Source organism: Endozoicomonas sp. ALD040 (assembly GCF_049275945.1).
Taxonomy (GTDB): Bacteria; Pseudomonadota; Gammaproteobacteria; order Pseudomonadales; family Endozoicomonadaceae; genus Endozoicomonas_A.
Map to the genome: position 1 here is coordinate 4,539,930 of NZ_CP184829.1, position 22,996 is coordinate 4,562,925.

A 22,996-nucleotide genomic window follows, 5' to 3' on the forward strand; every position below is an offset into this window, starting at 1 on the left:
ATGGTTGGTATTTTTGTTCTTTCAATGCTGGCTATGATGGTTGTGCCCTTATGCTATTCCTCAACCCTTATTGATCGTCATCATCCCGATGGTCACAGGGTTCGGATTGAAATCAATGATGGGAGAACACGCAATAGCACCCTGACATTGACGAGAGGCAAGCCCGCTGGCAACGCCGATTTTCCCGATGTCGGCAACGGAGGCTTCTTTTATTCGCCTCCTCATCCCTGGGGAGAAAAAGAAAAGAAAGAAAGAAAAAAGAAAGAAAAAAAAAGAAAAGGACATCCATATAAATCCATATAAATCCATATAAAATATAAACTAATAAATACGGTTCAAAAACCGAGAGCCCAGAAGTCCATTAAGCCCTGACAGCCACTCAAAAGAGGATATTAATCGTTTATCATAACAAACAACAAGCGAATCACTCAAAAGGGGGGGGGGAAGTCAGAAATAGCAGAGCTCCCCAGATGACAGGAGAAGCAAATAACAACGGGAAAATTAGGCAATCAACTTATGCAACGAAATAAACGACTACAGGTAAACAATCCCTTTACCCATTGCTGCCCCATTTCCCGAGCAAAAGTTTTCATGGCTTCCAGCCTGCCCAATGCCCGATAGAAGCGATTATTCCATCTCATGGTTTTGAGCCATTCATTTGAATCAATTTCCAATCGGGTCAGAATGGGCGGGATATCTGAAGGGATTGAACCTTTCTTATCAGATCGGACTGCACGGCCACTCCAGTCAAGCAGCTCAAGATAATCGTGAAGAATATAAGGTAATGCCTTATCCGGATTTTGCCCCCGTGATCGAAAAGGCATGAGGGTGATTGGCTGCTTTCGGGTATCAGAACCTTCCAAATTTTCTATTCGTTCTTGTATCGACGTGTAGTCTGATCCTTCTGGAGTTTCCGCCATTTCAGCACGGAGCGGATTCAGGTCAACATAGGCCATGCAGGTCAACAACGCTGCCTCATCCAACAACGCCTGACTTTTAAACCGCCCTTCCCAGAAGCGACCTTTACAGCCATCTTCCTGGTTAGCCTCACGGGCAAGATATTCGTTCAGGCAACGCATGAACCAGCTGATGTTCGTTAAACGATTTCGATACTCTTCAACAAATTCGTCCACGCGAGCCAGTTCCGAATGACTCAGCTGGTTAGCAGCAAGATACCTCTGAACCAGAAGCGGCCCTGTGAAAAGCCTTGTCCATCGACTCAAAATTTCGTCTCTTGTCCACTCTCTGGCAGGTTTTTGATTAATATGCAAAACCACATGATAGTGATTCGACATGACAGCATAGGCGCAGACTTCTATAGAAAAGATTGAAACCAGTTCTCTGAGTTTATCTACAATCCACTGCCGACGGTGCTCGTAGTTTTTGCCTGTTAAATAATCCTCTCCACACAAATACGCTCTGCGTACGCATCGAGCTATGCAGTGATAATAAGGCGTGGAACCTGGGTCGATCAAAGAACTTCGTGCACGGGTCATAACCTCTCCTGCAGGAACTAAAACTCAGCAACGGAAAAGATAGACGAACTGATTTTTTTGTCAAATATAAGGGTGTCCTATTATTTTTTCTATTATTTCATTTGCTTTTCAGGGTGTCCTATTATTTCACTATTATTTCAATTATTTTTGCTTCCTATTATTTTTGCTGGCTGCATACCGCTGGCAGGGAGAGTCCATCCTGAACAACAGCCACTTTGTTTGGGTTGATCGGGATCAGTAGCAGAAATTATTGTGATTACAATAAGTCAGAAGCCGGTAACACCAGGCTTTCAATAGAGACGATTACAGCGGCGATGGGTAGAGGCGGTCTTCAATGATATCTCCGGTAGAGGCATTTACGACCAATCTTTTCTTATAGCGGCTTTCGTCCAGATAATAAATTTCCCGGACTGGCTGTTTTTTCCAGCGAGCCAGACGGGTTTTCAGGATCACCATGCTCTTGTGAGTATCCCTGGCCTTTGTTATGACCTGATTCAGGGACAGCAGTTTACCCTGAGGTTTCATTGTGTAGTTGTATTCGTCAATGATCATGCCAGTATAGGCATCAAGCGTCGTAGACCAGCGCTTGTGTTTCTTGTCTATAAAGTCAACGATTTGAACCAGCTGGCCATTTTGCATGTCGGTCCTTGTTTTCAGTATGGCTACAACAGAATGTTTACTTTTGACTTTGGCTATGATTTTTTCCAGCGGCATGGGCGACTGTAATTGAGCAACTTCAATGATCCTGCCTGATCGGGCATCAACCACTGCACGCTGGTTTCTGTTCATACTGTCAGTGAAGTCTATGACCCTGACCTTACGTTTGTCTTCTTCAGTCATTCGTACACTCTGAATGATGACCTCACCGTACTTCTTTCGAATCTGAATGATGATCTGTTCCAATGGCCACAGGCGGTTAGCTTCCACAGGTGTTGGCGATTCGGCCTTGCCGTCAGTCACTAATAATAACGACATGATCAGTGACAGGATCAAGGCTCGAGAGAAACAGGACAGGAATTGTCTGTACATAACACAGTACCTGCGTTTTATATTGCAGATGCGAAGCCGCAGAAGAGGTCTTATGCAAACTGGAACATAAAACCGAATTATGAATTTACATCTTTCCGACAGGCTTCCGGCTGAATGGTTTTGTTTTCAGTCAAACTCATTGAAGCCATATACTAGCTGTTAATGTAGATTTGAATGGTTGGAATGCAAGCCTGAGTCTTCTCCAATATTAACTGACCATCGCCCGATAAAGGCTGTCCAAAACTCTAACAACTCGTCCCTTCGCTCCGCGTGAGAGCGCATAAGGGCCGGGAACCGGACTTTGATAACAAAGACAGCTTATGGGAGTCCGTGTTTTGCGACAGCCTTGACAGGGCGAGCAGAGTCAATCTTGATAAGCTTTGCGGACTTCTTCGGCAATAACATGGATACCACGCTCTACCGTTTCATTATCGCGTGAGTAAGTCATCCTCAGACATTCATGCTTGTGTTGCCAGTCATCATCCATGCCCGGGAAGAAATAGTGGCCGGAGACGACCAGAACGTTACGTTTTTTCAGTCGCTCGTAAAGTTCCTGACTGCTGATGGGCAGTCCTTCAAACCAGAGCCACAGGAACATGGCACCTTCCGGTTTGTGTATTTTCCAGTTCACGCCATTGAGATACTTATGTAATAGAGAAACGGCAAATCTGACCTTGTCTTCATAGTAAGGACGAATCACATTTTTACTAAGATCTATGATGCTGTCATCACGGATCATATCCAGCACAATCAGGCTACCAAAGCTGTTGGGAGCCAGATTCATGATGGCGTTAATACCAGACAATGCTTTGATAACCTGTTCGTTGGCAATGACGATGCCGGTTCTGGCAGCGGGCAGCCCAAGCTTGGAAAGGCTAAGACAGAGAATGGTGTTCTCATTCCATTCCGGGTTGGCATTACTGAAGATCAGATTCGGGAACGGGGTGCCGTAGGCGCCGTCAATGATCAGAGGAATGTTATGGGCTCTGGCTATTTCGTCCAGCCGACTGACTTCCGAGTCGGTCAGGACATTGCCGGTTGGGTTGGTCGGGCGGGAAGCGCAGAGTGCACCGGTCCGTTCATCGACTTTCAGGCTGCTGAAATCAACATGGTATTTGAACATGTATTTATCAATGATCCTGATTTCAGGCTTGTTAGCGATGAAGAAATTTTCACTCAGACCTGCATCACCGTAGCCAATATATTCAGGCGCCAGTGGTAACTGAATACAACGATGACTGCCATCATCATAATCACCAGCAAACATATTGAAGAGCATGAAAAATGCCGCCTGACTGCCGTTGCTCAGAGCAATGTTTTCCGGCCCCAGCTGCCAGCCAAACTGACGGTTCAGAAAGCGAGCCGTCTCATGAATAAATTCTTTTTCTCCCTGGGGGGGGTCATAGGTCCCGATCAGACGGGTGAACTCAGATTGACTATCCAGAATTTTCCGAAGTCGCTGACGAAAAGCCTCTTCCACTTCAGGAATATGGGCCGGATTGCCTCCACCCATCATGATCATATCCTGGCCGCCGGCCAGTGCATTTCCCAGGTCATCCATAAGTTGGAGAATGCCCGAATGACTGGTAAATTTCGTGCCAAATGTGGAAAGCTTCATGCTTGTCTCAGGTCAACATAAAATCGAAAGGCTTTTGCTCATTCGCAGTAAAGCCCGGAAAGGGTTATCCTGCTGAAGGCTGTATTGAGTGAAGATTGCCGTCAGGGTGCAAGACTGTCGCAAAAGTGCTTCGCTTTGCCCGCTACTTGTGCGCTAGTCCCGGTGCTTGCGGACACTCGAGTCGTTTGAATCGCAGCGCTCTTATACCAGGAAATAACTGGGCAGTTTAACTGAGATTGTGCTTTTGTGCATAAGATATTTTATGCAGCCCCGCCGCCGCCCTGCTCATCGTTTGCAGCGGGGCGGGGTTCCGGCGAACTCTTTGCAAGCTACTCGGGTATAGGATCTTCTGCAATAGCATTCATTTTGATAAGAGGCTCCCTTTGGAGAGAACGTTTACTTTTGTACCTCATGTAGCTGATTACAATGCCCGCACCAACAAGGGCAACTACGCCAGTGGTTATCAGAACGGTTTGCCAGTCGTGCATACCTGACGAGTCGAGTCTTTTCCTGTCGTCCGAAAACTCAAGACCTGCCGGAGTTGAATTGTTGTTGGTTGGCTGTATTTGTGTCACGAGGCTTTGTGAATGGGTGGGCAGGCTGCTGGCTGGTGATGAATCTGGATGTTCTCTGGTGCTGTTACCCCTGGTATTTATATGTTCGGAAATTTTATCCTTGCTACTGTTGCTGCGTTTATCGGTAGACTTTAGTGGGGTTGGCGAAGCCGGCGGTGATGTGCCATTGAAATTTTTGTGTGAACTTGCCGTTATCGACTCTAAATCAGATTTACTTCTGAGGGATAAGCCAGAGGTCACTGGTTTCTCTGCCCGGGAGCTCAGATCGGGTGTTGTGACAGAATGCGTTGCAGACTCTCTGAAACTGCTCTCATAGCTTGTTTCTGTTGGCTTTTCTGAAAAGCGACGGCTGTCTGAAGAGGGTGTTCCAGGAAAGTGATTCCTGCGCTTGTCGGAGTCTGACAGCTCAGACGGGGGGAGTCCTGTTGTTGGAATGACAAACCCTCCCGGGCAGGAAGTCGTCCCGTCAGAAAATACAAAGCCACCGATGATGGTAGTATGTTCAAGCTGGTGGCAGGGATCATTACCTAAGGTATTAAACTGGTTGTTTCTGTCGCCTGAGAGTGTGACAGGCAGTGTCAGATCGCTCCGACGTTCTATGGACACCCGCTTGCCAAGAAGCTGGTTTGATTTCAACACCAGTTTTTGATAACCGGTCAAAGACAGTGCTGCCTGATAACCCTGGATAAGATTGCCCGTCATATCCACAGTCAACGGGGCTTGCCATTCTACGCTGCTCTGGTTCGGGCCATCAATGCTGATGCCTCTTGTATCCCCGTCATCCACTTCTGTTGTCACAAACTCATTGTTGGCAATGCTGACTTTAACGTGTTCGGGAAGAGCCAGGCTCATAGCCTTTGGCGCATTCCCCAGGATGTAATTATCCTTGAATTCCAGAGCCTGAATAAATTCAGGTTTGGGTGTGGCATCCCGGTAGGTAAGGTCAATATCCACAGCCGTTTCAACGGGATTTCCCTTGTCGTAGCAGGAATAGACCTTATTGTTCGAAAAGCTAATCAGGGTTCTGTTCCTGAAAAGTGCTGAATAGACGTTTTCCGATTCATCGGCAAGAGAAAGGCTGATAGCCGGTTTGAGGATCTGAAAGAACTCATTCCTGAAAATATTGGCCATGTAGCCATTGTCCGGGACTTCCACGGACTTCAGGTTCAACTCTCCTTTCAGCATCTCAGCTTGCGCTTCGTGGCTGGGAGCAGTGACGATCTTCGAACTAGTTCCGCAGAATTTGCCACCATCATCCTTAAAGCCCTCTAGTGCAGGTAACGTGGTCAAACCCGTAATCAGGATGCCGGCACCGTCAAAGTGAATCAGCTCAACTAAAGGACTTATTTTAGGATCTATTTTGCTGCTTTTGTGGGAGCGATAGTAATATCCATCGCATGTATGTTCGAACTTAACTTTTCTCTTCAGGGCAGCAAAATAGTCGTCTGCCAATGAACCATCACGGCTGTCCAGCGGCACCCCGATGAGCATCTGCCCTGCTTTTAAATTGATGGTTTTTCTGACCTGAAAGTGTTCAAGCCAGTTACCGGGCAGGACCGAAGGCAGATCGTCGTGTTTACCGGCAATGACCGGCCGTTTCGAAGCGCAGTCTTCACCAGCGGAAACAGCTTCTGACTTCATGCCGACACCCACCAGAATAAACGCGGTGTTGGTGGTCTCTTCCCATGGTTTGTCACTATTGAACTCATCAATGTCTTCGTCGAGATAGCTGCTTCTGGTCGGGGTATTGATAACACATCGGTCAATGGATTGTCTGGTCCTGGCAGAGACTTGCCTGAGTGCTTTTACAGTTGCCTGTTTCATGGCTTCTGAGGTGAGCAGGTCGAGGTTCACGACTCTCCCTGAGCACAACTCGGAAAGTTCCAGTCTGCCTGTTGCGACAGTGGTTTGAGGTTGGCTGGCACTGTAAGTGGGGCTCGCGGTTGTTGCAGTGGTGGGGAAAGCTGGGGAAGATTCAGCCAATAAGGCCGTTATAAAAATAATAATGCAGAGAGACAGTAAGTATTTCATGGCGTCCTCATTACACAATAAGTGTCGTAAAACAAAAACGGTTAGTACAGGCAATCATTCATGCCGAAAAATGGCTGCTCAATATCAAGCAGGTACTGTTGTTTTTGTTAGATAATGTTTTTATTTGCTAAGGGAGTATAGACGGTGTTATCCATTGGTAGGTTTTTTTGAGAATTGATCGAAATACTGGCGCAAAAACGTTTTCTTCAGGGGTGAGTGATTTACAGCGAAACCTCGCCTGTATCCTGCCTCATGATTTGACTGGAGGCAGGGTATTCCGGTGACCTGTTTGCATTGCTCAGAACTTGGATTTTGGTCCTGATAGTGCCATTTCAGAACCAAATCTCGCCAAGTAATAGTTTCTTATTTTGTACTTAAGGTATCCGCCAATAACACCCAGGGTCGCAATCGAAACTCCGCCAATGACCATTGCTGTGAGTGGCCAGGCGTTGGAGTCTTCCGGGTTGTTACTTTCTGTATAAGCAGAGAACTGAAAATAAGTGCTCTCTGTTGCATCGCTGAATGCTGCCTGTATTTCAGTCACGGCGCTGAGTAAAGCGGGGGTTGATTTACTGCTGGATGATGGATCAGGATACAACCCCCGCTTTTGATGACCTGCCAGAGACAATGCAGCCTGATAACCTTTTATAAGTTTTCCGGTTACATTAAGGGTTAATGAGGCTTGCCAGTTCTTGCTGCTCTGGTCCGGGCCATTGATACTGATACCTTTTGTATCCTTGTCACTGACTTTTGTCGTCACAAAAAGATTGTTGATAATGCTGGCTTTAACCTGTTCCGGAAGCACAAGGTTTATGGCTTGCGCTGCATTTCCCAGGATGTGATTGTCATTAAATTCCAGAGCCTGAATGACCCCGGACTCTGGTGAGGCATTCTGATAGGCAATGTTAATATTCACGGCCGTTTCAACCTGCCCCGGGTAGCAGGAATAGACCTGATTGTTCGAAAAATCAATCAGGGTTCTGTTGTTAAATAACCTTGAATCTACGTCTCGGGATTCATCCGCCAGAGAAATGCTAACGGCGGGCTGAAGGATTTGAAAGAACTCATTCCCGAAAATATTGACTATGTCGCCTTCATCCGGAACTTCCAGCGATTTCAGGTCCAGCTCTCCTTTCAGTATTTCAGTGTGCATTTCGTGGCCTGGAGCGGCTCTAAGTGTATTAAGCCAATCCCGATCGCAAAGAGTTTTTGTTTGGAGGTCAGCCTGATAAGTACCAGTGAATGATGGTAACGTGGTTAAACCAGTAATCAGGATGTTTGTACCACTAAAATGAATCATCTCCCCTTTGTAAAAAAGACTTCTGAGGTTGTATAAGTGTTTGGAGCAGTTATTTGCCGGGTCAATTTTTCTCTTTAGACCTGCAAAATAACCCTTTGCAAATGCACCGTTGCTGCTGTCCAGTGGCACCCCGATCAGCATCTGTCCCGGTTTTAAATAAATGGTTTTTCTGAGCTGAAACTGTTCAAGCCAGTCCCTGGGTAAAACCGAAGGCTGCCCCTTCTGTTTTCCGGCAATGACCGGTTTCGTCGAAGCGCAGTCCTCTGCTGCTCTGACAGGTTCTGATTTTATGCCGACACCTACCAGCAGGAAAGCGGTATTGGCGGTGTCTTCTCTTGATTTGTTGGTATTGAATCCATTGATGCTTTCATCAAGATAGTTTCCCTTGGTCGGGGTCTCGATAACACAACGGTCGATGGGCTGTGTAGACCTGGCCAGGACCTGTTCCAGAGCCTTTACCGTTGCCCTTTTCATGGCCACAGTGCTGAGCAGTTCCTGATTCTCGATATTTCCTGAGCAGAGCTCGTAAAGCCTAAGTTCACTTGTTGCGGCAGTGGTTTGACTTGTTGGTATTGTCGGCAAAGCCGGACAAGATTCAGCAGACAGGACCGCTATAAGAGCGAGAATGCCAAGAGACAGTAAAAGCTTCATCGTTTCCTCGTTAGACAACATTGCTCGTAGAGTAAAAGCGTTTTCTACAGACAATCATTCATGCCCTGTCAGGACTACTGGTTTAATCTCAACCAGGTAATATCGTTTTTACTGGACAGCGCTTTTTATTCAACAGAGGAGTATAGGTAGCAGGCAGAAATAAGGCTGATAAAAATCATTATTTTGCAAAAGGTTTTATTGGCCGACTGAAACTGACTGTCCTATTAAAACCATTCACCTTTTTGATGGCACGAAGAGTCTTGAAGATATTGATATTTCTGCCGCTGGTTTTTCTGGTCTGGTGGGGCCCTGCTCAAGCTTCAGGGGAAGGACAGCCGGGAGTGGCTTTTTGTCATGAAGCCTTGTTGCTGATTTTTCTGACTCCCTTGTTTAGCGCCCATATTCCTGTTTATAACGGCCTGATGCCAAATACGATCCGGGCGATAGGCGGCAGCTCTCAGGATAGGGTTTTTGAGGCGGCCAGTAATCTGAACTCTTTTTATGGTGCCTTGAACGGAATTCTGCAGTTCGGCGCCGATGTGAGCCGGTGCAGTGATAAGAGCTCAACTGATGAGAATAGCGGGGGGGGTAACAGAAAAGGCACAGGTACGAAAGAGGCGTCGTCTGAGCCAGATAGGCTTGTTGCGGCCGGGGGGGAGGATCACAAGGAGGATAATAGCGATGGACGAAGCTCGGGACCTGGAGATAAAAAGATTTCTCATCTGTGCTGGTATTGCCAGAAAAAGGCGATTCGCTGGAAATACTCCTGTTGTGGCAAATGTCTTTGTGAAGACTGCTATCGGTTCTTTGGAGCCTCACCTGCCAGGTGTCCATGCTGTGGCAAGAGCAGAAGGCCCAGGGTTCACTGTAATCTTTGCCCTCCTGAGCATAGAACTATTGTACTTGATCAGGGGGGGGGCAGGGCTCATTTTTTTTCGGAGCATTTGCAACAGTGGTCCAGAGGAAGAGTCCATGCAATGTGTCGGCATTGTAGCGAGAACCTGGAATTAAATCTTCCCCGGCAACAGCTCATGAATGCTTTGCTGCAACACTGTTTTACCGCCTGTATTTTTCCCCGATGTGAGAGTGTTTTAACAGCAGAAACAGACAACACTGCTCATTTTGAGTCCTCACATCAGGGGCAGGCGGAATGTCCGGTATCAGGCTGCACTCTTAATCAGTTCGGGCGCATTCACCAGCCTTCCGCTTTCCACATGAATAGCCATTTGCAATACAGCTGTTGTTTTTGTGCTGTAACTTTCAACAACCAGCAAGTCCTGCAAGCTCATCTGCCCCGTCATATCGAGTCATACCGTTGTGGTTCATGCCAGGGTGATGAGGGGGCTGAGTCCCTGCTTCGAGTGCTTCTGATGGGAGGTCATCTGCAACAGTTCGACAATGCGGATTATACGGTTGATCTGCCACTGATGTCAGAAATGGCAGTGGTTAATCACTGGGCGTTTTTCCATTGTCAGATCAGTTGTCCGATATGCTCTCGGGCACTGCAGGGTTGTGATAGTGTGGTCGTCCAGGAGCATATTGATAATACCTGTTCAAGAGTTGAGCGTCTCTCCGGGTCAGATCAGAATCGGGGAGGCTTAAATACTGATTACGAGTTTGAGGATGGGGATAGTCCAGAGTAATATTCAGTCACTGTTGTCTATTTCACCATTCCAATAAACTGGAGCACAGCTCCATTGGGGTGATGGATATATTGAAGCCCGGTAAATCCCTGTGTCTGAAAAGTATTCTTCAGACGATTCAACATTGGGTAGCGCATCTTGGCCAGTAACTTGCCGGAAAGTTTGTCGAAGAAGAGGATGTCCAGCCCCCGTATACCCTGCTGAACAGACACTTTGAAAGCTGGGAATTCATTGATTTCCATGGGCTGATCTCTGGAAGTAGGACTCAGCATCAGTGGCAGCGTGACAGCGTACCCCCTGGTGCCCGGATCTTTTTGAAAATAAAAGTTCAGGGCCGCTTCCTGGGCGCTGGCCTGGGTCATTGGCGAAATAAGCAGGACGCAGAGGCTGGCCAGTACCAGAGTGATCCTTTTCATCAGTGTTCCTTTCGTCAGAGTCTCTGCAAATATGTCTCGACTGTAAGGTTTAAAACTTGACATCCTCTCCAATTTGAACAGTCGGCATGATGCTAAGGAATCATTACGCCGGGTATCACTAGGAACAGCGCTGAATTGATGATAGAAAGTACAATACTCATGATCAGTGCCCAGCCAAAATTTTTCACATGAAAACTGTCCATAAAGTAATTAACGATCATCAACATCAAGGCATTGAGTATCAGGATAAATAAACCCAGAGTCAGGATGGTGATGGGCAGGGTCAGGAAAAACAGAATCGGTTTGACAAAGGTATTCACCACAGCCAGCAGGATAGATACTAATATCGCACTTCCGTAGTTTTCAATCTCTACGCCTTTAAGGATTCTGGCGGTGATAAAAACAGCCAGACCATTGATCAGGAAGTATAAAATCAGGCTCAGCATGGCAAATGTTCTCCAGATGGCATCAATGGCTTGTGCACTTTACACCATCCTGAAGTCAAAGACAGAAAAACAGGTGGTAAGTACCTAACCAGTTGGTTTCGCATATTCTGGACGGCGGCTTTTTCCATCCTTCTGCGTTCCAACTCTGGTTGCGTAGCTATGGCTACGCGCCCGTCGTTGCGCCTTGAAGGATGAAAAAATCCACTCGCCAGAATATGCGAAACCAACTGGCCAGGTACTTAGTCCTGAATTTATCGTTCCCACGCTGAAGGAGGGTGTCGCAAAACTCCAACAGCTCGTTCCCATGCTCTTAGGTCGTCATTCCCGCGAAGGCGGGAATCCAGCGCCAACGGTGGATCTCTGCCTTCTCGGGGATGACAAGGCCAGGGGGGCGCCGGGCAGTATGGTTCTGGTGGTGAGTCAGTGTGGATTCCCGCCTTCGCGGGAATGACGAGAATGAAGCCGGGAATGACGAGAATGAAGCCGGGAATGACGAGAATGAAGCCGGGAATGACGAGAATGAAGCCGGGAATGACGAGAATGAAGCCGGGAATGACGAGAATGAAGCCGGGAATGACGGGAGTCAAATCGTTCCGACGCTGGAGAGAGTTTTGCGACACCCTCTGAAGATGTGAACCAGAGTTTTGCGACATCCTCTTTAGCGAAATGCTTTGGTTCAGTATTGAATAGTACTAAAGTACTGTTCAAATCGACATGTCTATGTAGAATACCCTGGTCTTGTGCGCATTTGACCTTCTGTTGAAGGCCAAACAAAACGACAAATAAGCGAGATACTGTGCTGTCTCTGACAGCATATTTCACATTATAAAAAACTGGTAGTGACTGAGTTCCGGCCAAACCGGGACCCTGGAGTGAAACATAATGCAAAAAATAATGGTATTTCTGACGTTTATGCTGGCCTTTAGCACCAGCCTTTTTGCTTCTGACACAGAGCTTTGGCAAGAGTCTACCCTGAATGAAATCATTGAGCGCAAAACCCTCCGTGTTGGCATGGAAGCGGGCTACATGCCTTTTGAAATGACCAATAAACGCGGTGATATTGTCGGCTTTGATGTAGACATTGCACGTCAGATGGCCAAAGCCATGGGTGTTGAGCTGGAACTGGTCAACACTGCTTGGGATGGAATCATTCCTGCCCTGCTGACCGGCAAGTTTGATATTATTATGTCCGGCATGACCCTGACTCCTCAGCGTAACCTGCAGATCAACTTTGCCCAGCCTTACATTGTCGTCGGTCAAAGTATCCTGCTGCGCAAGGGGCTGGAAGGTGAAATCAAGAGCTACAAGGATCTGAATAACAAGAAGTACACTGTTGCTACCAAATTGGGTACTACCGGTGAACAGGCGACCAAACGTTACCTGAGTAAAGCCAATATTCGCCTGTTTGAAACAGAAGCCGATGGTGCTCTGGAAGTTGCTAACGGCAAGGCAGATGCTTTCGTTTATGACTTTCCTTTCAATGCGATTTACTCCAGCCAGAACGAAGGAAAGCTGACTCATCTGGACACCGCCTTCACTCATGAGCCTCTGGCCTGGGGTATTCGTAAAGGTGATCCTGATTTTGAAAACTGGCTGAATAACTTTATGAGTCAGATCAAGGCCGATGGCACCTACGATAAGATTTATGCCAAGTGGTTCCAAAGCTCCGAATGGCAGAAGACTCTGAACTAAGTGCTGAGCAGTAAACCCTTGACCGGCCGTCCGCTGCAAATGGAAAAACAACCGAACCAGGTTTTGTGGAACCTGGTTTTCGGTGCGTTATTGCTGCTGATGGGCGTGGGTATCTATAAGTCAAGCCAATCGATTGAGTATATCTGGCGCTGGGAGCGCATTCCTCAGTACGTTTTCTTCAAGGCAGAAAATCCACTCAGGGCTGAATACGACGGCACTGTTAAAACCAACGACAGTGGACAACTTGTTCTGGTGAATGACTTTGATGACTCAGAGCAGACGGTCATTAAAGGCTTTGCCGACGTTCAGGTTTATGACGGTGATCTGGTCTTTGAAGGGGATTTGCTGGCTGTCAATTATGAATGGAAGGCCGGACCCATAGCCAATGGTTTGGTGATGACCATAAAGCTGTCGCTGGTCTCTATTGTCTTTGCCATTCTCCTGGGAGTGATTTCAGGGTTGGCGAGAATTTCTCCCAATCCGGCGTTGAGAAATCTCTCGATACTCTATATCGAGGTGATTCGTGGCACCCCGTTGCTGGTGCAGATTTTCATTGTTTATTTCTTTATTGGTACGGTTCTTCATCTGGATCGCTTTACAGCCGGTGTTGCAGCACTGTCGATCTTCACCGGCGCCTACATTGCAGAGATTATTCGAGCCGGTATTGAGTCGATTCACAAAGGTCAGATGGAGGCTGGGCGCAGTCTTGGAATGAGTCGTGGTGCAACCCTGCGCTATATCATTCTGCCCCAGGCTTTTAAACGTGTTCTGCCACCGCTGGCTGGTCAGTTTATTAACCTGATCAAGGACTCTTCACTGGTTTCGGTGATTTCCCTGACCGATCTGACCAAAGCCGGTCGGGAAACGGTGAGCAGTACCTTCAGTCCCTTTGAAGTCTGGTTCACGGTTGCGGTACTTTACCTGGTACTGACCGGTATCCTGTCGTTTGTCGTCAGAAGAATGGAGATGAAGTATGCTGCAAGAAACTGACGCTATCATTTCCGTGACGAGCATTCACAAGGTCTACCCCAATGGGGTTCATGCCCTGAAAAATGTCAGTCAGACCATCAGGGAAGGAGAGGTGGTGGTTGTGGTTGGGCCCAGTGGCTCGGGCAAATCGACTTTTCTGCGTACCCTGAATCAGCTGGAAACTATCAATGCCGGTGAAATTGTCGTGGACGGAATCTCCCTGACCACGCCCGGTGATGTCAATAAGTTGAGGGAAGAAGTGGGCATGGTGTTCCAGTCCTTCAACCTGTTTCCTCACCTGAGCGTACTGGACAACATCTGTCTTGCACCGATGAAAGTGCGTGGTATCTCCAGAAGCGACGCTGAAGACAGGGCCTTAGCATTGTTGGCCAAAGTCGGTTTGTCTGACAAAGCCAGGAGTTTTCCACCTCAATTATCGGGTGGTCAGCAGCAGCGTGTAGCCATAGCCCGGGCACTGGCCATGCAGCCGAAGATCATGTTGTTTGATGAGCCGACTTCAGCACTGGACCCGGAAATGGTCGGTGAGGTTCTGGAGGTGATGAAACAACTGGCTCGCTCAGGTATGACGATGGTTGTGGTCACTCACGAAATGGGCTTTGCCCGTGAAGTGGCCGACCGGGTTCTGTTTATGGAGTCCGGTGAGCTGTTGGAAGACAGTGTTCCTGATAGCTTTTTTGGGAGTCCTGACAGTGAACGCCTGCAGGCTTTTCTGAGTCAGGTCATCTGAGTCATCACCGGGTTCTGGAAGATATGGCTTTGTGGATCAGGGCCATGCCTTCCAGTGCAGCATGACTCCCTTTAGCGGTAATACAGGGCCAGTAATGGCAAAATGCCCAGTGGCAGCCAGGCAGCAGCGACCCGATTGGATTCGGAGGACAGTCTTAATTCAGGGGGTATGCATTTGCAGGTACTCTGTCCGTCAATCCAGCTGACTTTTGCATCCCGCCATGTGCCACCCTGTGCCTTGCAAACGGGAAGCTTACTGTTCTTGTGTGAATCGCCTCCCGGACAAGCAAGAAAGTAATACCTGGCACACCCTTGAAAATTATCATAATTGTTCGATTCTTCCAGATGCACTTGCCAGACAGTCTTGCCATTTTCATCGGTGTCGGGAGCACATTGCTGACCCCAGGGTGAATCAGATACACAGTCATCGCGGCTCGGACACAGAGGTTCAACAACATTCAGTGTGTGCCAGGTAGCGTCAACAAACCAGAGGCGTCCGGTTTTTTGATCGACCTCAAGACCTGCAATCTGGCCTGCGGGCGTTTGAATGCAGCCTATGTAGGTATGGTTTCCTGTAGTGTCGAGACTTATGGCGTGGATCTTTCCGGTCTCAGAATCGCTGACAAACAGCCTCTTGTTAGAAATAACCAGACCGCTGGGGCTTTTTAGTTCAAGTCCGGCGACACTGAGTTCGGTGAAGCTGGCACCTACTATTCTGGTATAGGCGGCATATTTTTCACGCCATTCATTTTCGGGCTTTACATCCCCCTCTTCGGTTCCGCTTTCAGTATCAAGAACGTTAATTACGCCTTTTGCTGGATTGGCTACAAACAAATACTTCTCGTACCTGGCCATTTGTCCGGGGACAATATTGCTTCCGGGCTTTAAGTTCATGGTTGTATTGGCGTACCGATACAGAAAGGCATGGGTATGTTCATGTCCACCATAGCCATGGGAGCGGGTAATATTGCTGTACACAATACTTCCATATTTAGAGTCGGGGCCTGCGTCCCACGACCAGTAACCCGCTTGCCTGCCTTCCCAGGTGATACCCATTGCGTAGGGTTCCTGATGAAGCATGTCGATATGGGAACCAAAAGGTTTTGTGGCGAGATCATCCGGAAAAAAATCATTGTTTTTAATCGCAAAGGTTTTAAGGTTGTTTTCCCAAAGAGTCGGTCCCATAAAGTCCGAGCAGGTTCGCTGAGTGAAATCGTATCCCATAAAGGCAGATGCCGTGTAATCGTTACAGCTACCACCCGTGGTAGCAAATGTTCCGGTCTGGCTTATATTATGAACCTCCTGCCCTTCGAATTGCGGGACATCACCCAGGGTGGGTGAGCCACCAAAGGCGATATCAGTGGGTCGGTGCATGAAATGACAGGAAGCCAGGTCACGACGATGTTCCGGTTTGTATGAAGAAGCGGACTTTACACCGGGACAGTAAAAAATACTTATGCTGTCATCGCCGCTGTTCAGCACAAAGAACTGACCTCTTGCATTGGGGTTCTCTGCCACTGCTACAGGCTTGTTCAGGCCTCCGATTCTGGAACTACCCCATTGACGAATTGATGGGCCGAAATGGCCATTTTTTAGTCTGGGTCCAAACTCCGGTATACAATCCTTTTCATCATCAGAAGGTTTGCAGCGTTTATCGACAGGACATCGACCATATCCTGCCGATGCTCCGCCGGGTTTAACAATGAGAGAACAATCAGCAGACTGAGACCTGGCCGGTGTTGCATTCATCGACAATGGCAGAATCGCCAGGGTGAGAAAAAACAACTGTCGTCGCGTCACTGAGTCTGGTTTGAAGAAGTTACAATTTTTGAAATTCATAGAGCACACTTCTCTAAAAAGGTTTAGTTTCTGAGGTGCTCATTCAAAGTAGCTTGCTTCGGGGCAGTTTCCAGTAAATCCATAAAACCCCGGGGGATCCAGCCCTGGTACTCATCCGGCGAGTCCACGTTGTCCTTGAAAGGCATTTCCAGAGTTGTAGACAGACAGTCGAAGCGTTCAGCCAGGGCTGCCCGGCATTTCCCTGTTTCTATCAAGCCATCGAAGTATTAGAATCCCGCCGCCTTTCAGTTTTGATCATTGCTTTGGGGTTTTTAATTGTTTTTCAGATTGCAGGGGGAGTAAATGGAATGTCGTCTGGGTTGTGGTGCCTGTTGTATAGCACCTTCGATTTCTTCTGCCATACCAGGTATGCCTGAGGGAAAGCCTGCCGGGGTTCGCTGTATTCAGCTTGATGACAATAATCTTTGCAAAATTTTTGGTCAGTCAGGTCGTCCGGAAGTCTGTTCCGGTTTCAAGGCTGACCGCGCTGTATGCGGGCAGGAAAATTCTGTCGCTTTAAGTAATTTGATCGTGCTGGAGACACTGACCCGTTAAAGAAAAGCCGGATACTGTAGCCCGGCTCCAGGATAATCAGGCTCTGTTGATCAGCTCCACATCGGGTAATGGATATTCATCCACCACCACTTTGTCGACAGCGGGCATGACTTCCGCTTTGCCTTTGACCACCGTTTTGCCGTTCTGGTTCACTACGTTCGTGGAGATAGTGGCGCGTTTGCGACGTTCATTAATCTCAATCACTTCCAATTCAACGGTTACCGTGTCACCGATTTTGACAGGACGCATGAATTTCACTTCCTGTGACAGGTAAATGCCGCCGGGACCGGGCAGTCGGGTGGCGAGGGCACAGGAGATCAGGGATGACGTCCACATTCCATGAGCAATACGACCCTCAAACTGAGTCTTGGCGGCATAATCCTTGTCCAGATGCACAGGATTGGTATCGCCGGAAACCTTGGCGAACAGCAGCAGGTCCTGCTCGGTCAGTGTCCGGGTCAGAGTATCTTTATCCCCGATTTTTAGCTCATCAAACGGGGTGTTTTCCAGTTTACGCATTATCATTGGCCCTTAAAGGCAACACAACAAGAAAGGGCGGCAGTAAACACTACCGGCTGACAAATCCATTAATGCCCCGAAAAGCTTTTTACGATCAGGACTCTGTGAGCTCCGGGGCGGAATTATTCACTGAGCAATATTCCTGACTCATGACTGTTTGATTGATCCATTGTAACAAGCGTTTTATCACTTGCTGAGAATTCGTTTCGTTCAACATTTCGTGACGGCCTTCAGGGTACAGGCTCAGTGTGACATTTCTTAAACCGGCTTTCCGTAATGCTTTGGTAAGTTTCTGTTGCCCCAAAGGAGCGCTGACTGGATCTTTTTCACCGCCCATGACCAGAAAAGGCAGCTTCGATTCGATTTGTTTAAGATGGTGGGTGGCCCCGATATGAAGTAAACCCTGGAAAAGGTCGTGCCACAATTGATTGCTGCAGGAGAAACCACAGAGCTCATCGGAGATATAATCATCCACCGCTTGTGGGTCTCTGCTGAGCCAGTCAAACTCAGTACGGTTTGGCTTGAATCGGCGGTTATAACTGGAGAAGGTTAGTTGTTTGATCAGGGGGCTTATGCCTTTCTTGCCCTGTCTCAGGCATTCCAGTTTGGCGACCAGCAGGCCGACTTCCAGTAACAGCCTGGGGGCATAATTTGAGCCAGAGAGAATAGCTCCAGCCAGCCTGGGAGTGTGATGGATCAGGTAGCTCTGCAAGATATAGCTCCCCATACTGTGACCCATGAGAACCAGCGGGGCGTTGGGAAACTTTTTCTGAATAAACTCAACAACGGTTGCCAGATCATCCACTACTTTATGCCAGCCTCGTTGCCCGGCGAAATAGCCTGCACCCTCTTGCTCAATACAAGCGCCATGCCCTCTATGATCATGGGCGAAGACAAGGTAGCCTGCCTGATTCAGTTCTGAGGCAAAAGAGCGGTAACGCTGTCCATATTCCGCCATGCCATGGCTGATGTGAACAATGCCTTTGCGGTCCACACATTCAGGCAGGTTATTCCAGCAATAGAGAGGAATGCTGTGGTCGTCGCTTTTCAGTGTGTAGATTTTCATGCCGTGGAGCTGCTCTCGTTATTGTTGAATTTTTGCTCTTTAGCCATGACTACAGGTTAGTACCTCTATAAGACAGGCGAGACAGGGCGGCTCAAGACTTATAAAGTCAGAGGACACTTTATGGCAAAAATGAAACAATTAGTAAATGGTTTAACGATTTTTTCTACCGGCTCACTACCGGGAAAACAGAAAAAATGATCATCTTCGACACCCCGTCGCTTCTGGCGAATGACTCTCAGAAGCCGCTTCATTCCCTGCAAGCGTATGAAAGAAAATCGGATATCAGAGCCCGGACCGAGTATAATTGGGCGTTTTGATTGAAATGCATTTTCCGGGAGATATGAGTGTCCGGCCGAAACAGCCCTGAGCCTATCCAGAGCCCTGAGCCCACCCAGCGTCAAGAAAGGTCATCGCCCAGCGAACATTCCCCAGAGCGCGACCCTGCAAAGGGCGGCCAGCTAAACAAGAAAGCATTATACGACGCTCTGGAGCAGTGCATGCTCAGGGATCGTTTTCCTGTTCGCAGGCAGATTCAGAGACTGAAAACCGGCGACCAGACAGCGATGGATAAGCTGCAGGAAAGAATCAATCGATCCACTTGCAGAGTTCAGGAAAGGCGACAGGCTGTGCCTGACATTGAATACGATGAGGCGCTGCCCGTCGTAGCCCGTCGTGATGAGATCCGTAAGGCGATTGAAAAACATCAGGTGGTTGTTATTGCTGGCGAAACAGGTTCCGGTAAAACCACTCAGATTCCGAAAATCTGTCTGGAAGCTGGCCGGGGTATTGTTGGCCAGATAGGTCACACCCAGCCGAGAAGACTGGCCGCGCGATCAGTCGCCAGCCGGATAGCGCAGGAGCTGAAAGTGCCTGTGGGAGAGCAGGTAGGTTATCAGGTTCGATTCAGCGATCACGGTAATGAGAACACCCTGATTAAACTGATGACCGACGGTATTCTGCTGGCAGAGATTCAGAATGATCGTTTTCTGAACCGCTACGATACCCTCATTATTGATGAAGCCCATGAGCGCAGTCTGAATATTGATTTCCTGCTGGGTTATCTGAAAATTCTGTTACCCAAACGACCTGACCTGAAGTTGATTATTACTTCGGCCACCATTGATGTTGAGCGTTTCTCCAAACATTTTGATAATGCGCCTGTTATTGAGGTTTCTGGCCGAACCTATCCCGTGGAAGTCAATTATCGCCCCATGGAAGATCTGGAGCTGGAAGGTCGGGATGCCGACCTGAGAGTTCAACAGGGTATATTATCCTGTCTGCGGGAGATTGAGCATCTGGAACGTTCCGGCAAAGGCGGACGTCTGGGGAATGTGCTGGTCTTTCTCAGCGGTGAACGGGAAATCCGGGAAACCAATAAATTCCTCAAGGATGCGCGGCTGGCTCATACCGAGATTCTTCCCCTTTATGCCCGCCTGTCTGCAGCAGAACAGAACCGCATCTTTCAGCCTCATGGTGGCGGTCGAAGAGTGATCCTGTCTACCAATGTAGCGGAAACCTCCCTGACCGTGCCGGGTATTCGCTACGTTATAGACCCGGGTACGGCAAGAATCAGCCGTTACAGTGTCCGTTCAAAAGTTCAGCGGCTACCTGTTGAACCGATATCCCAGGCTTCTGCCAATCAGCGAAAAGGGCGATGTGGTCGTGTAGCAGAGGGTGTTTGCTACCGACTTTATTCTGAAGAAGACTTTCTGGGGCGTCCTGAATTTACCGATGCCGAAATTGTCAGAACCAATCTGGCGGCGGTTATTTTGCAGATGCTGCGGTTGGGTCTGGGTGATATTGCGGCCTTTCCTTTTGTTGATGCACCTGATGCCAGGGCGATCAACGACGGTTTCAAGCTGTTGCAGGAGCTGGGTGCCGTCAGTGATAAACGACGTATGACTCGAATCGGACAGCAGATCTCCAGATTGCCGGTAGATCCCCGAATGGCTCGAATGCTGGTGGAAGCGGATAAAAACCGTGCTCTTGGCGAATTGCTCGTCATCACCAGTGCCCTGGCCATTCAGGACCCAAGAGAGCGTCCGGCAGAGAAAAAGCAGGCTGCCGATCAGCGACACCGTGAACATTATCACGACGACTCCGACTTTATGAGCCTGGTACAGCTCTGGAATACCTATGAAGAACAGCGTCAGACGCTGTCCCAGAACCAGTTGCGTAAATATTGCAAACAACAGTTCCTGTCGTTTATGAGAATGCGAGAGTGGCGGGACCTGCATCGACAATTAGCGCTGGCCTGCAAAGAAGTCGGTCTGAAAACCAATGAAGACGAGGCCAGTTACGCTGATATTCATAAATCCCTGCTGGCGGGTTTGCTGTCTCACCTGGGTAGCAAAGATGACGACGCAGATTATATGGGAGCACGTAACCGTCGTTTTTATGTGTTCCCGTCTTCAACGCTTTATAAGCGCAAGCCCAAGTGGTTGATGACGGCAGAGCTGGTGGAAACCTCCAGACTCTATGCCCGCACTAATGCCAAAGTGGAGCCCCAGTGGATTGAGCCGCTGGCGGGTCATCTGATCAAAAGAAATTATTTTGAGCCCCACTGGGAGAAGAAAAGAGCCCAGGTGGTGGCTTTTGAGCAGGTGACTTTATACGGCCTGATTATTGTCGGTCGTCGTCGGGTCGGTTATGGCGCCATTGATCCCGTGGTATCCCGTGAGATTTTTATCCGGGAAGCTCTGGTAGAGGGTCATTATCATTCACAGGGCAAGTTTCAGTCTCACAACCTGTCGTTGATTCAGGAAGTGGATGAACTGGAAGCCAAGTCTCGACGCAGAGATATTCTGGTCGACCCGGAAACTCTTTATCAATTCTACGATGAGAAGCTGCCAGCCAATCTCCACAACGGAGCGGGTTTTGAAAAGTGGCGAAAAGAGGCTGAGAAACAGGATGCTCAGCTGTTGTACCTCACCAAAGAGTATCTGATGAGGCATGATGCTGATGAGGTGACCGAGAACAAGTACCCCGACCTTTTCCGCTGGGAAGGGTTGGAATTGCCGCTGTCGTATCATTTTGAGCCAGGTGCTCTGGATGATGGGGTGACGCTGACATTACCGGTACAGGCCCTGAGACTATTGCCTAAACACCGGCTGGAATGGCTGGTGCCGGGTATGCTTTACGACAAGTGTGTGGCCCTGGTACGAGCCTTGCCCAAGGCGGTGCGCAAAAACTTTGTCCCGGTACCGGATTATGTTCGGGGCGCTATGGAGTCTATGTCTATCTGCGATGAGCCACTGACCGATATTCTGGGTCATCATCTGCATCGTATGTCCGGCATGCGCATTCTGGATGAGCACTGGGACACTGATGATCTGCCCGATCATTTGCAGATGAACTTTCGGCTGATGGATGAAAGCGGGAAGGTGCTGGGGCAGGGCCGTGATCTGATCAAGCTCAAAGAAAAGTTTGGTCGCGAGTCTGAAGACAGTATGCGCAGACTCACGGACAGTTCATTACAGCAGGAAGGTTTGAAAGATTGGAGCTGTGGTGAACTGCCGGAAGAGATAACCCGCAAAGTGGGGGGGCTGGTGCTAAAAAGCTATCCGGCTCTGGTGGATCAGAACAGCTCTGTGGCCGTTAAACTGTTTGAAGACAAAGCTATGGCTGAAGCGACTCACCGTATGGGGGTGACTCGTCTGCTTCAGTTCAGGCTGTCCAAACAGCTGAAGTTTGCCTTGTCGAAAATGAACCATCTGAAACAGGTGAAACTGCTGACCACGGGCATCGTGCAGGCCAGAGCACTGGAGGAAGACCTTCAGGCGTTTGTGATTTCGGAGGTGTTTGTTCGAGATCCTGCCCTGTTATCCGGGAATAATGGGCCGAGGGATGAAGCGGCTTTCAATGCTCTGATTGAAGATCGAAAAGGTCACCTGGTGCCTTTTGCCGAAGAGGTCGATGGCCTGTTGTTTGAGATTTTCCAGAAGACTCACAACATCAGCAAGCAGCTGAAGGGCAAAATATCCTTTGATCGGGCATTTTCACTTTCCGATATCAAACAGCATCTGGGGCGGCTGATCTGTCCCGGTTTTCTCTGTGATGCAGGCATTGAGTGGCTCAGGCACTATCCAAGGTTCCTCGAAGGCATTGAGGTAAGACTGGAGAAACTGCCTGCCCAGGTCAATAAAGACCGGGCCTGGTCAGAGGAGCTGGCTACCCTTTTCAAAGCCTGGGAAAAGCGTAGAGCCATTCATGAGAAGCATAAAATTGTTGATGAAAACCTGATGCTTTATCGCTGGATGCTAGAAGAGTACCGCGTCTCGTTATTTGCCCAGAAACTGGGAACCCGTTTCCCGGTATCCGACAAACGCCTCAGGAAACTCTGGCTGGAGGTTCAGGAAGTCTGAAAAAAGTCGTTAACCTTCAGAGAAAGTCGTTAAACACAGT

Annotated in this window: 18 protein-coding genes; 7 read left to right on the plus strand and 11 right to left on the minus strand. The window is 48.5% G+C overall.

All coding sequences use genetic code 11. The features are described 5' to 3' along the window. Nucleotides 1–303 (plus strand): hypothetical protein, encoded by a 303-nt coding sequence (locus ACOJUN_RS17075; protein ID WP_422133118.1) that lies wholly within the window; start codon nt 1–3, stop codon nt 301–303. A 206-nt stretch (nt 304–509) separates the two neighbouring features. Here ACOJUN_RS17075 and ACOJUN_RS17080 read toward each other — a convergent pair whose 3' ends face one another. From ACOJUN_RS17080 to ACOJUN_RS17100, 5 genes are all read right to left on the minus strand, one after another. Then, the gene (locus tag ACOJUN_RS17080) at nt 510–1,496 is read right to left on the minus strand and encodes a transposase (RefSeq protein ID WP_422133119.1); all 987 of its coding nucleotides are present in this window, start codon (nt 1,494–1,496) and stop codon (nt 510–512) included. Between the two features lie 303 nt (nt 1,497–1,799). After that, nucleotides 1,800–2,525: a hypothetical protein gene (locus tag ACOJUN_RS17085; protein WP_422133120.1), complete on the minus strand. Its 726-nt coding sequence runs from the start codon at nt 2,523–2,525 to the stop codon at nt 1,800–1,802. Nucleotides 2,526–2,889: 364 nt separating this feature from the next. Next, nucleotides 2,890–4,143: a valine--pyruvate transaminase gene (locus ACOJUN_RS17090; protein WP_422133121.1), complete on the minus strand. Its 1,254-nt coding sequence runs from the start codon at nt 4,141–4,143 to the stop codon at nt 2,890–2,892. 329 nt (nt 4,144–4,472) lie between these two features. Then, nucleotides 4,473–6,749, minus strand: a complete 2,277-nt coding sequence (locus ACOJUN_RS17095) for a hypothetical protein (RefSeq protein WP_422133122.1) — start codon at nt 6,747–6,749, stop codon at nt 4,473–4,475. Nucleotides 6,750–7,047: 298 nt separating this feature from the next. Next, nucleotides 7,048–8,700 (minus strand): hypothetical protein, encoded by a 1,653-nt coding sequence (locus ACOJUN_RS17100; RefSeq protein ID WP_422133123.1) that lies wholly within the window; start codon nt 8,698–8,700, stop codon nt 7,048–7,050. 269 nt (nt 8,701–8,969) lie between these two features. Between ACOJUN_RS17100 and ACOJUN_RS17105 the strand changes: the two genes are divergently transcribed. Beyond that, nucleotides 8,970–10,343: a hypothetical protein gene (locus ACOJUN_RS17105; RefSeq protein ID WP_422133124.1), complete on the plus strand. Its 1,374-nt coding sequence runs from the start codon at nt 8,970–8,972 to the stop codon at nt 10,341–10,343. A gap of 17 nt (nt 10,344–10,360) precedes the next feature. Here ACOJUN_RS17105 and ACOJUN_RS17110 read toward each other — a convergent pair whose 3' ends face one another. The 3 genes from ACOJUN_RS17110 to ACOJUN_RS17120 form a co-directional block, all read right to left on the minus strand. Continuing rightward, entirely contained in the window at nt 10,361–10,759 is a 399-nt protein-coding gene (locus ACOJUN_RS17110) for a hypothetical protein (protein WP_422133125.1), read from the minus strand. A gap of 92 nt (nt 10,760–10,851) precedes the next feature. Continuing rightward, the gene (locus tag ACOJUN_RS17115; RefSeq protein ID WP_422133126.1) at nt 10,852–11,205 is read right to left on the minus strand and encodes a phage holin family protein; all 354 of its coding nucleotides are present in this window, start codon (nt 11,203–11,205) and stop codon (nt 10,852–10,854) included. A 251-nt stretch (nt 11,206–11,456) separates the two neighbouring features. Next, nucleotides 11,457–11,792: a hypothetical protein gene (locus ACOJUN_RS17120; RefSeq protein WP_422133127.1), complete on the minus strand. Its 336-nt coding sequence runs from the start codon at nt 11,790–11,792 to the stop codon at nt 11,457–11,459. 295 nt (nt 11,793–12,087) lie between these two features. Between ACOJUN_RS17120 and ACOJUN_RS17125 the strand changes: the two genes are divergently transcribed. Genes ACOJUN_RS17125 through ACOJUN_RS17135 form a run of 3 tightly spaced genes read left to right on the plus strand, consistent with a single transcriptional unit; the run spans nt 12,088 to nt 14,614 of the window. Continuing rightward, the gene (locus ACOJUN_RS17125; protein ID WP_422133128.1) at nt 12,088–12,897 is read left to right on the plus strand and encodes a transporter substrate-binding domain-containing protein; all 810 of its coding nucleotides are present in this window, start codon (nt 12,088–12,090) and stop codon (nt 12,895–12,897) included. Between the two features lie 18 nt (nt 12,898–12,915). Beyond that, complete coding sequence (locus ACOJUN_RS17130) at nt 12,916–13,887, plus strand: amino acid ABC transporter permease (protein WP_422133129.1); 972 nt, start codon at nt 12,916–12,918, stop codon at nt 13,885–13,887. 4 nt (nt 13,888–13,891) lie between these two features. Then, on the plus strand, nt 13,892–14,614 hold the full coding sequence (locus tag ACOJUN_RS17135; RefSeq protein ID WP_422137086.1) for an amino acid ABC transporter ATP-binding protein: 723 nt from the start codon (nt 13,892–13,894) through the stop codon (nt 14,612–14,614). A 71-nt stretch (nt 14,615–14,685) separates the two neighbouring features. Here the strand turns inward: ACOJUN_RS17135 and ACOJUN_RS17140 are convergent, their stop codons facing one another. Next, the gene (locus ACOJUN_RS17140) at nt 14,686–16,452 is read right to left on the minus strand and encodes a hypothetical protein (protein ID WP_422133130.1); all 1,767 of its coding nucleotides are present in this window, start codon (nt 16,450–16,452) and stop codon (nt 14,686–14,688) included. A gap of 303 nt (nt 16,453–16,755) precedes the next feature. On the opposite strand from ACOJUN_RS17140, the gene ACOJUN_RS17145 reads away from it, so the two are divergent. Next, the gene (locus ACOJUN_RS17145; RefSeq protein WP_422133131.1) at nt 16,756–17,007 is read left to right on the plus strand and encodes a YkgJ family cysteine cluster protein; all 252 of its coding nucleotides are present in this window, start codon (nt 16,756–16,758) and stop codon (nt 17,005–17,007) included. Nucleotides 17,008–17,043: 36 nt separating this feature from the next. On the opposite strand, the gene ACOJUN_RS17150 is transcribed toward ACOJUN_RS17145, so the two are convergent. Beyond that, nucleotides 17,044–17,526 carry a MaoC family dehydratase gene (locus ACOJUN_RS17150; RefSeq protein WP_422133132.1) on the minus strand — a complete coding sequence of 161 codons (483 nt, stop codon included), beginning with the start codon at nt 17,524–17,526 and terminating at the stop codon, nt 17,044–17,046. A gap of 94 nt (nt 17,527–17,620) precedes the next feature. Next, nucleotides 17,621–18,592: an alpha/beta hydrolase gene (locus ACOJUN_RS17155; protein WP_422133133.1), complete on the minus strand. Its 972-nt coding sequence runs from the start codon at nt 18,590–18,592 to the stop codon at nt 17,621–17,623. Between the two features lie 344 nt (nt 18,593–18,936). On the opposite strand from ACOJUN_RS17155, the gene hrpA reads away from it, so the two are divergent. Continuing rightward, the gene (hrpA, locus tag ACOJUN_RS17160; RefSeq protein ID WP_422133134.1) at nt 18,937–22,956 is read left to right on the plus strand and encodes an ATP-dependent RNA helicase HrpA; all 4,020 of its coding nucleotides are present in this window, start codon (nt 18,937–18,939) and stop codon (nt 22,954–22,956) included. Nucleotides 22,957–22,996 lie beyond the last annotated feature (40 nt).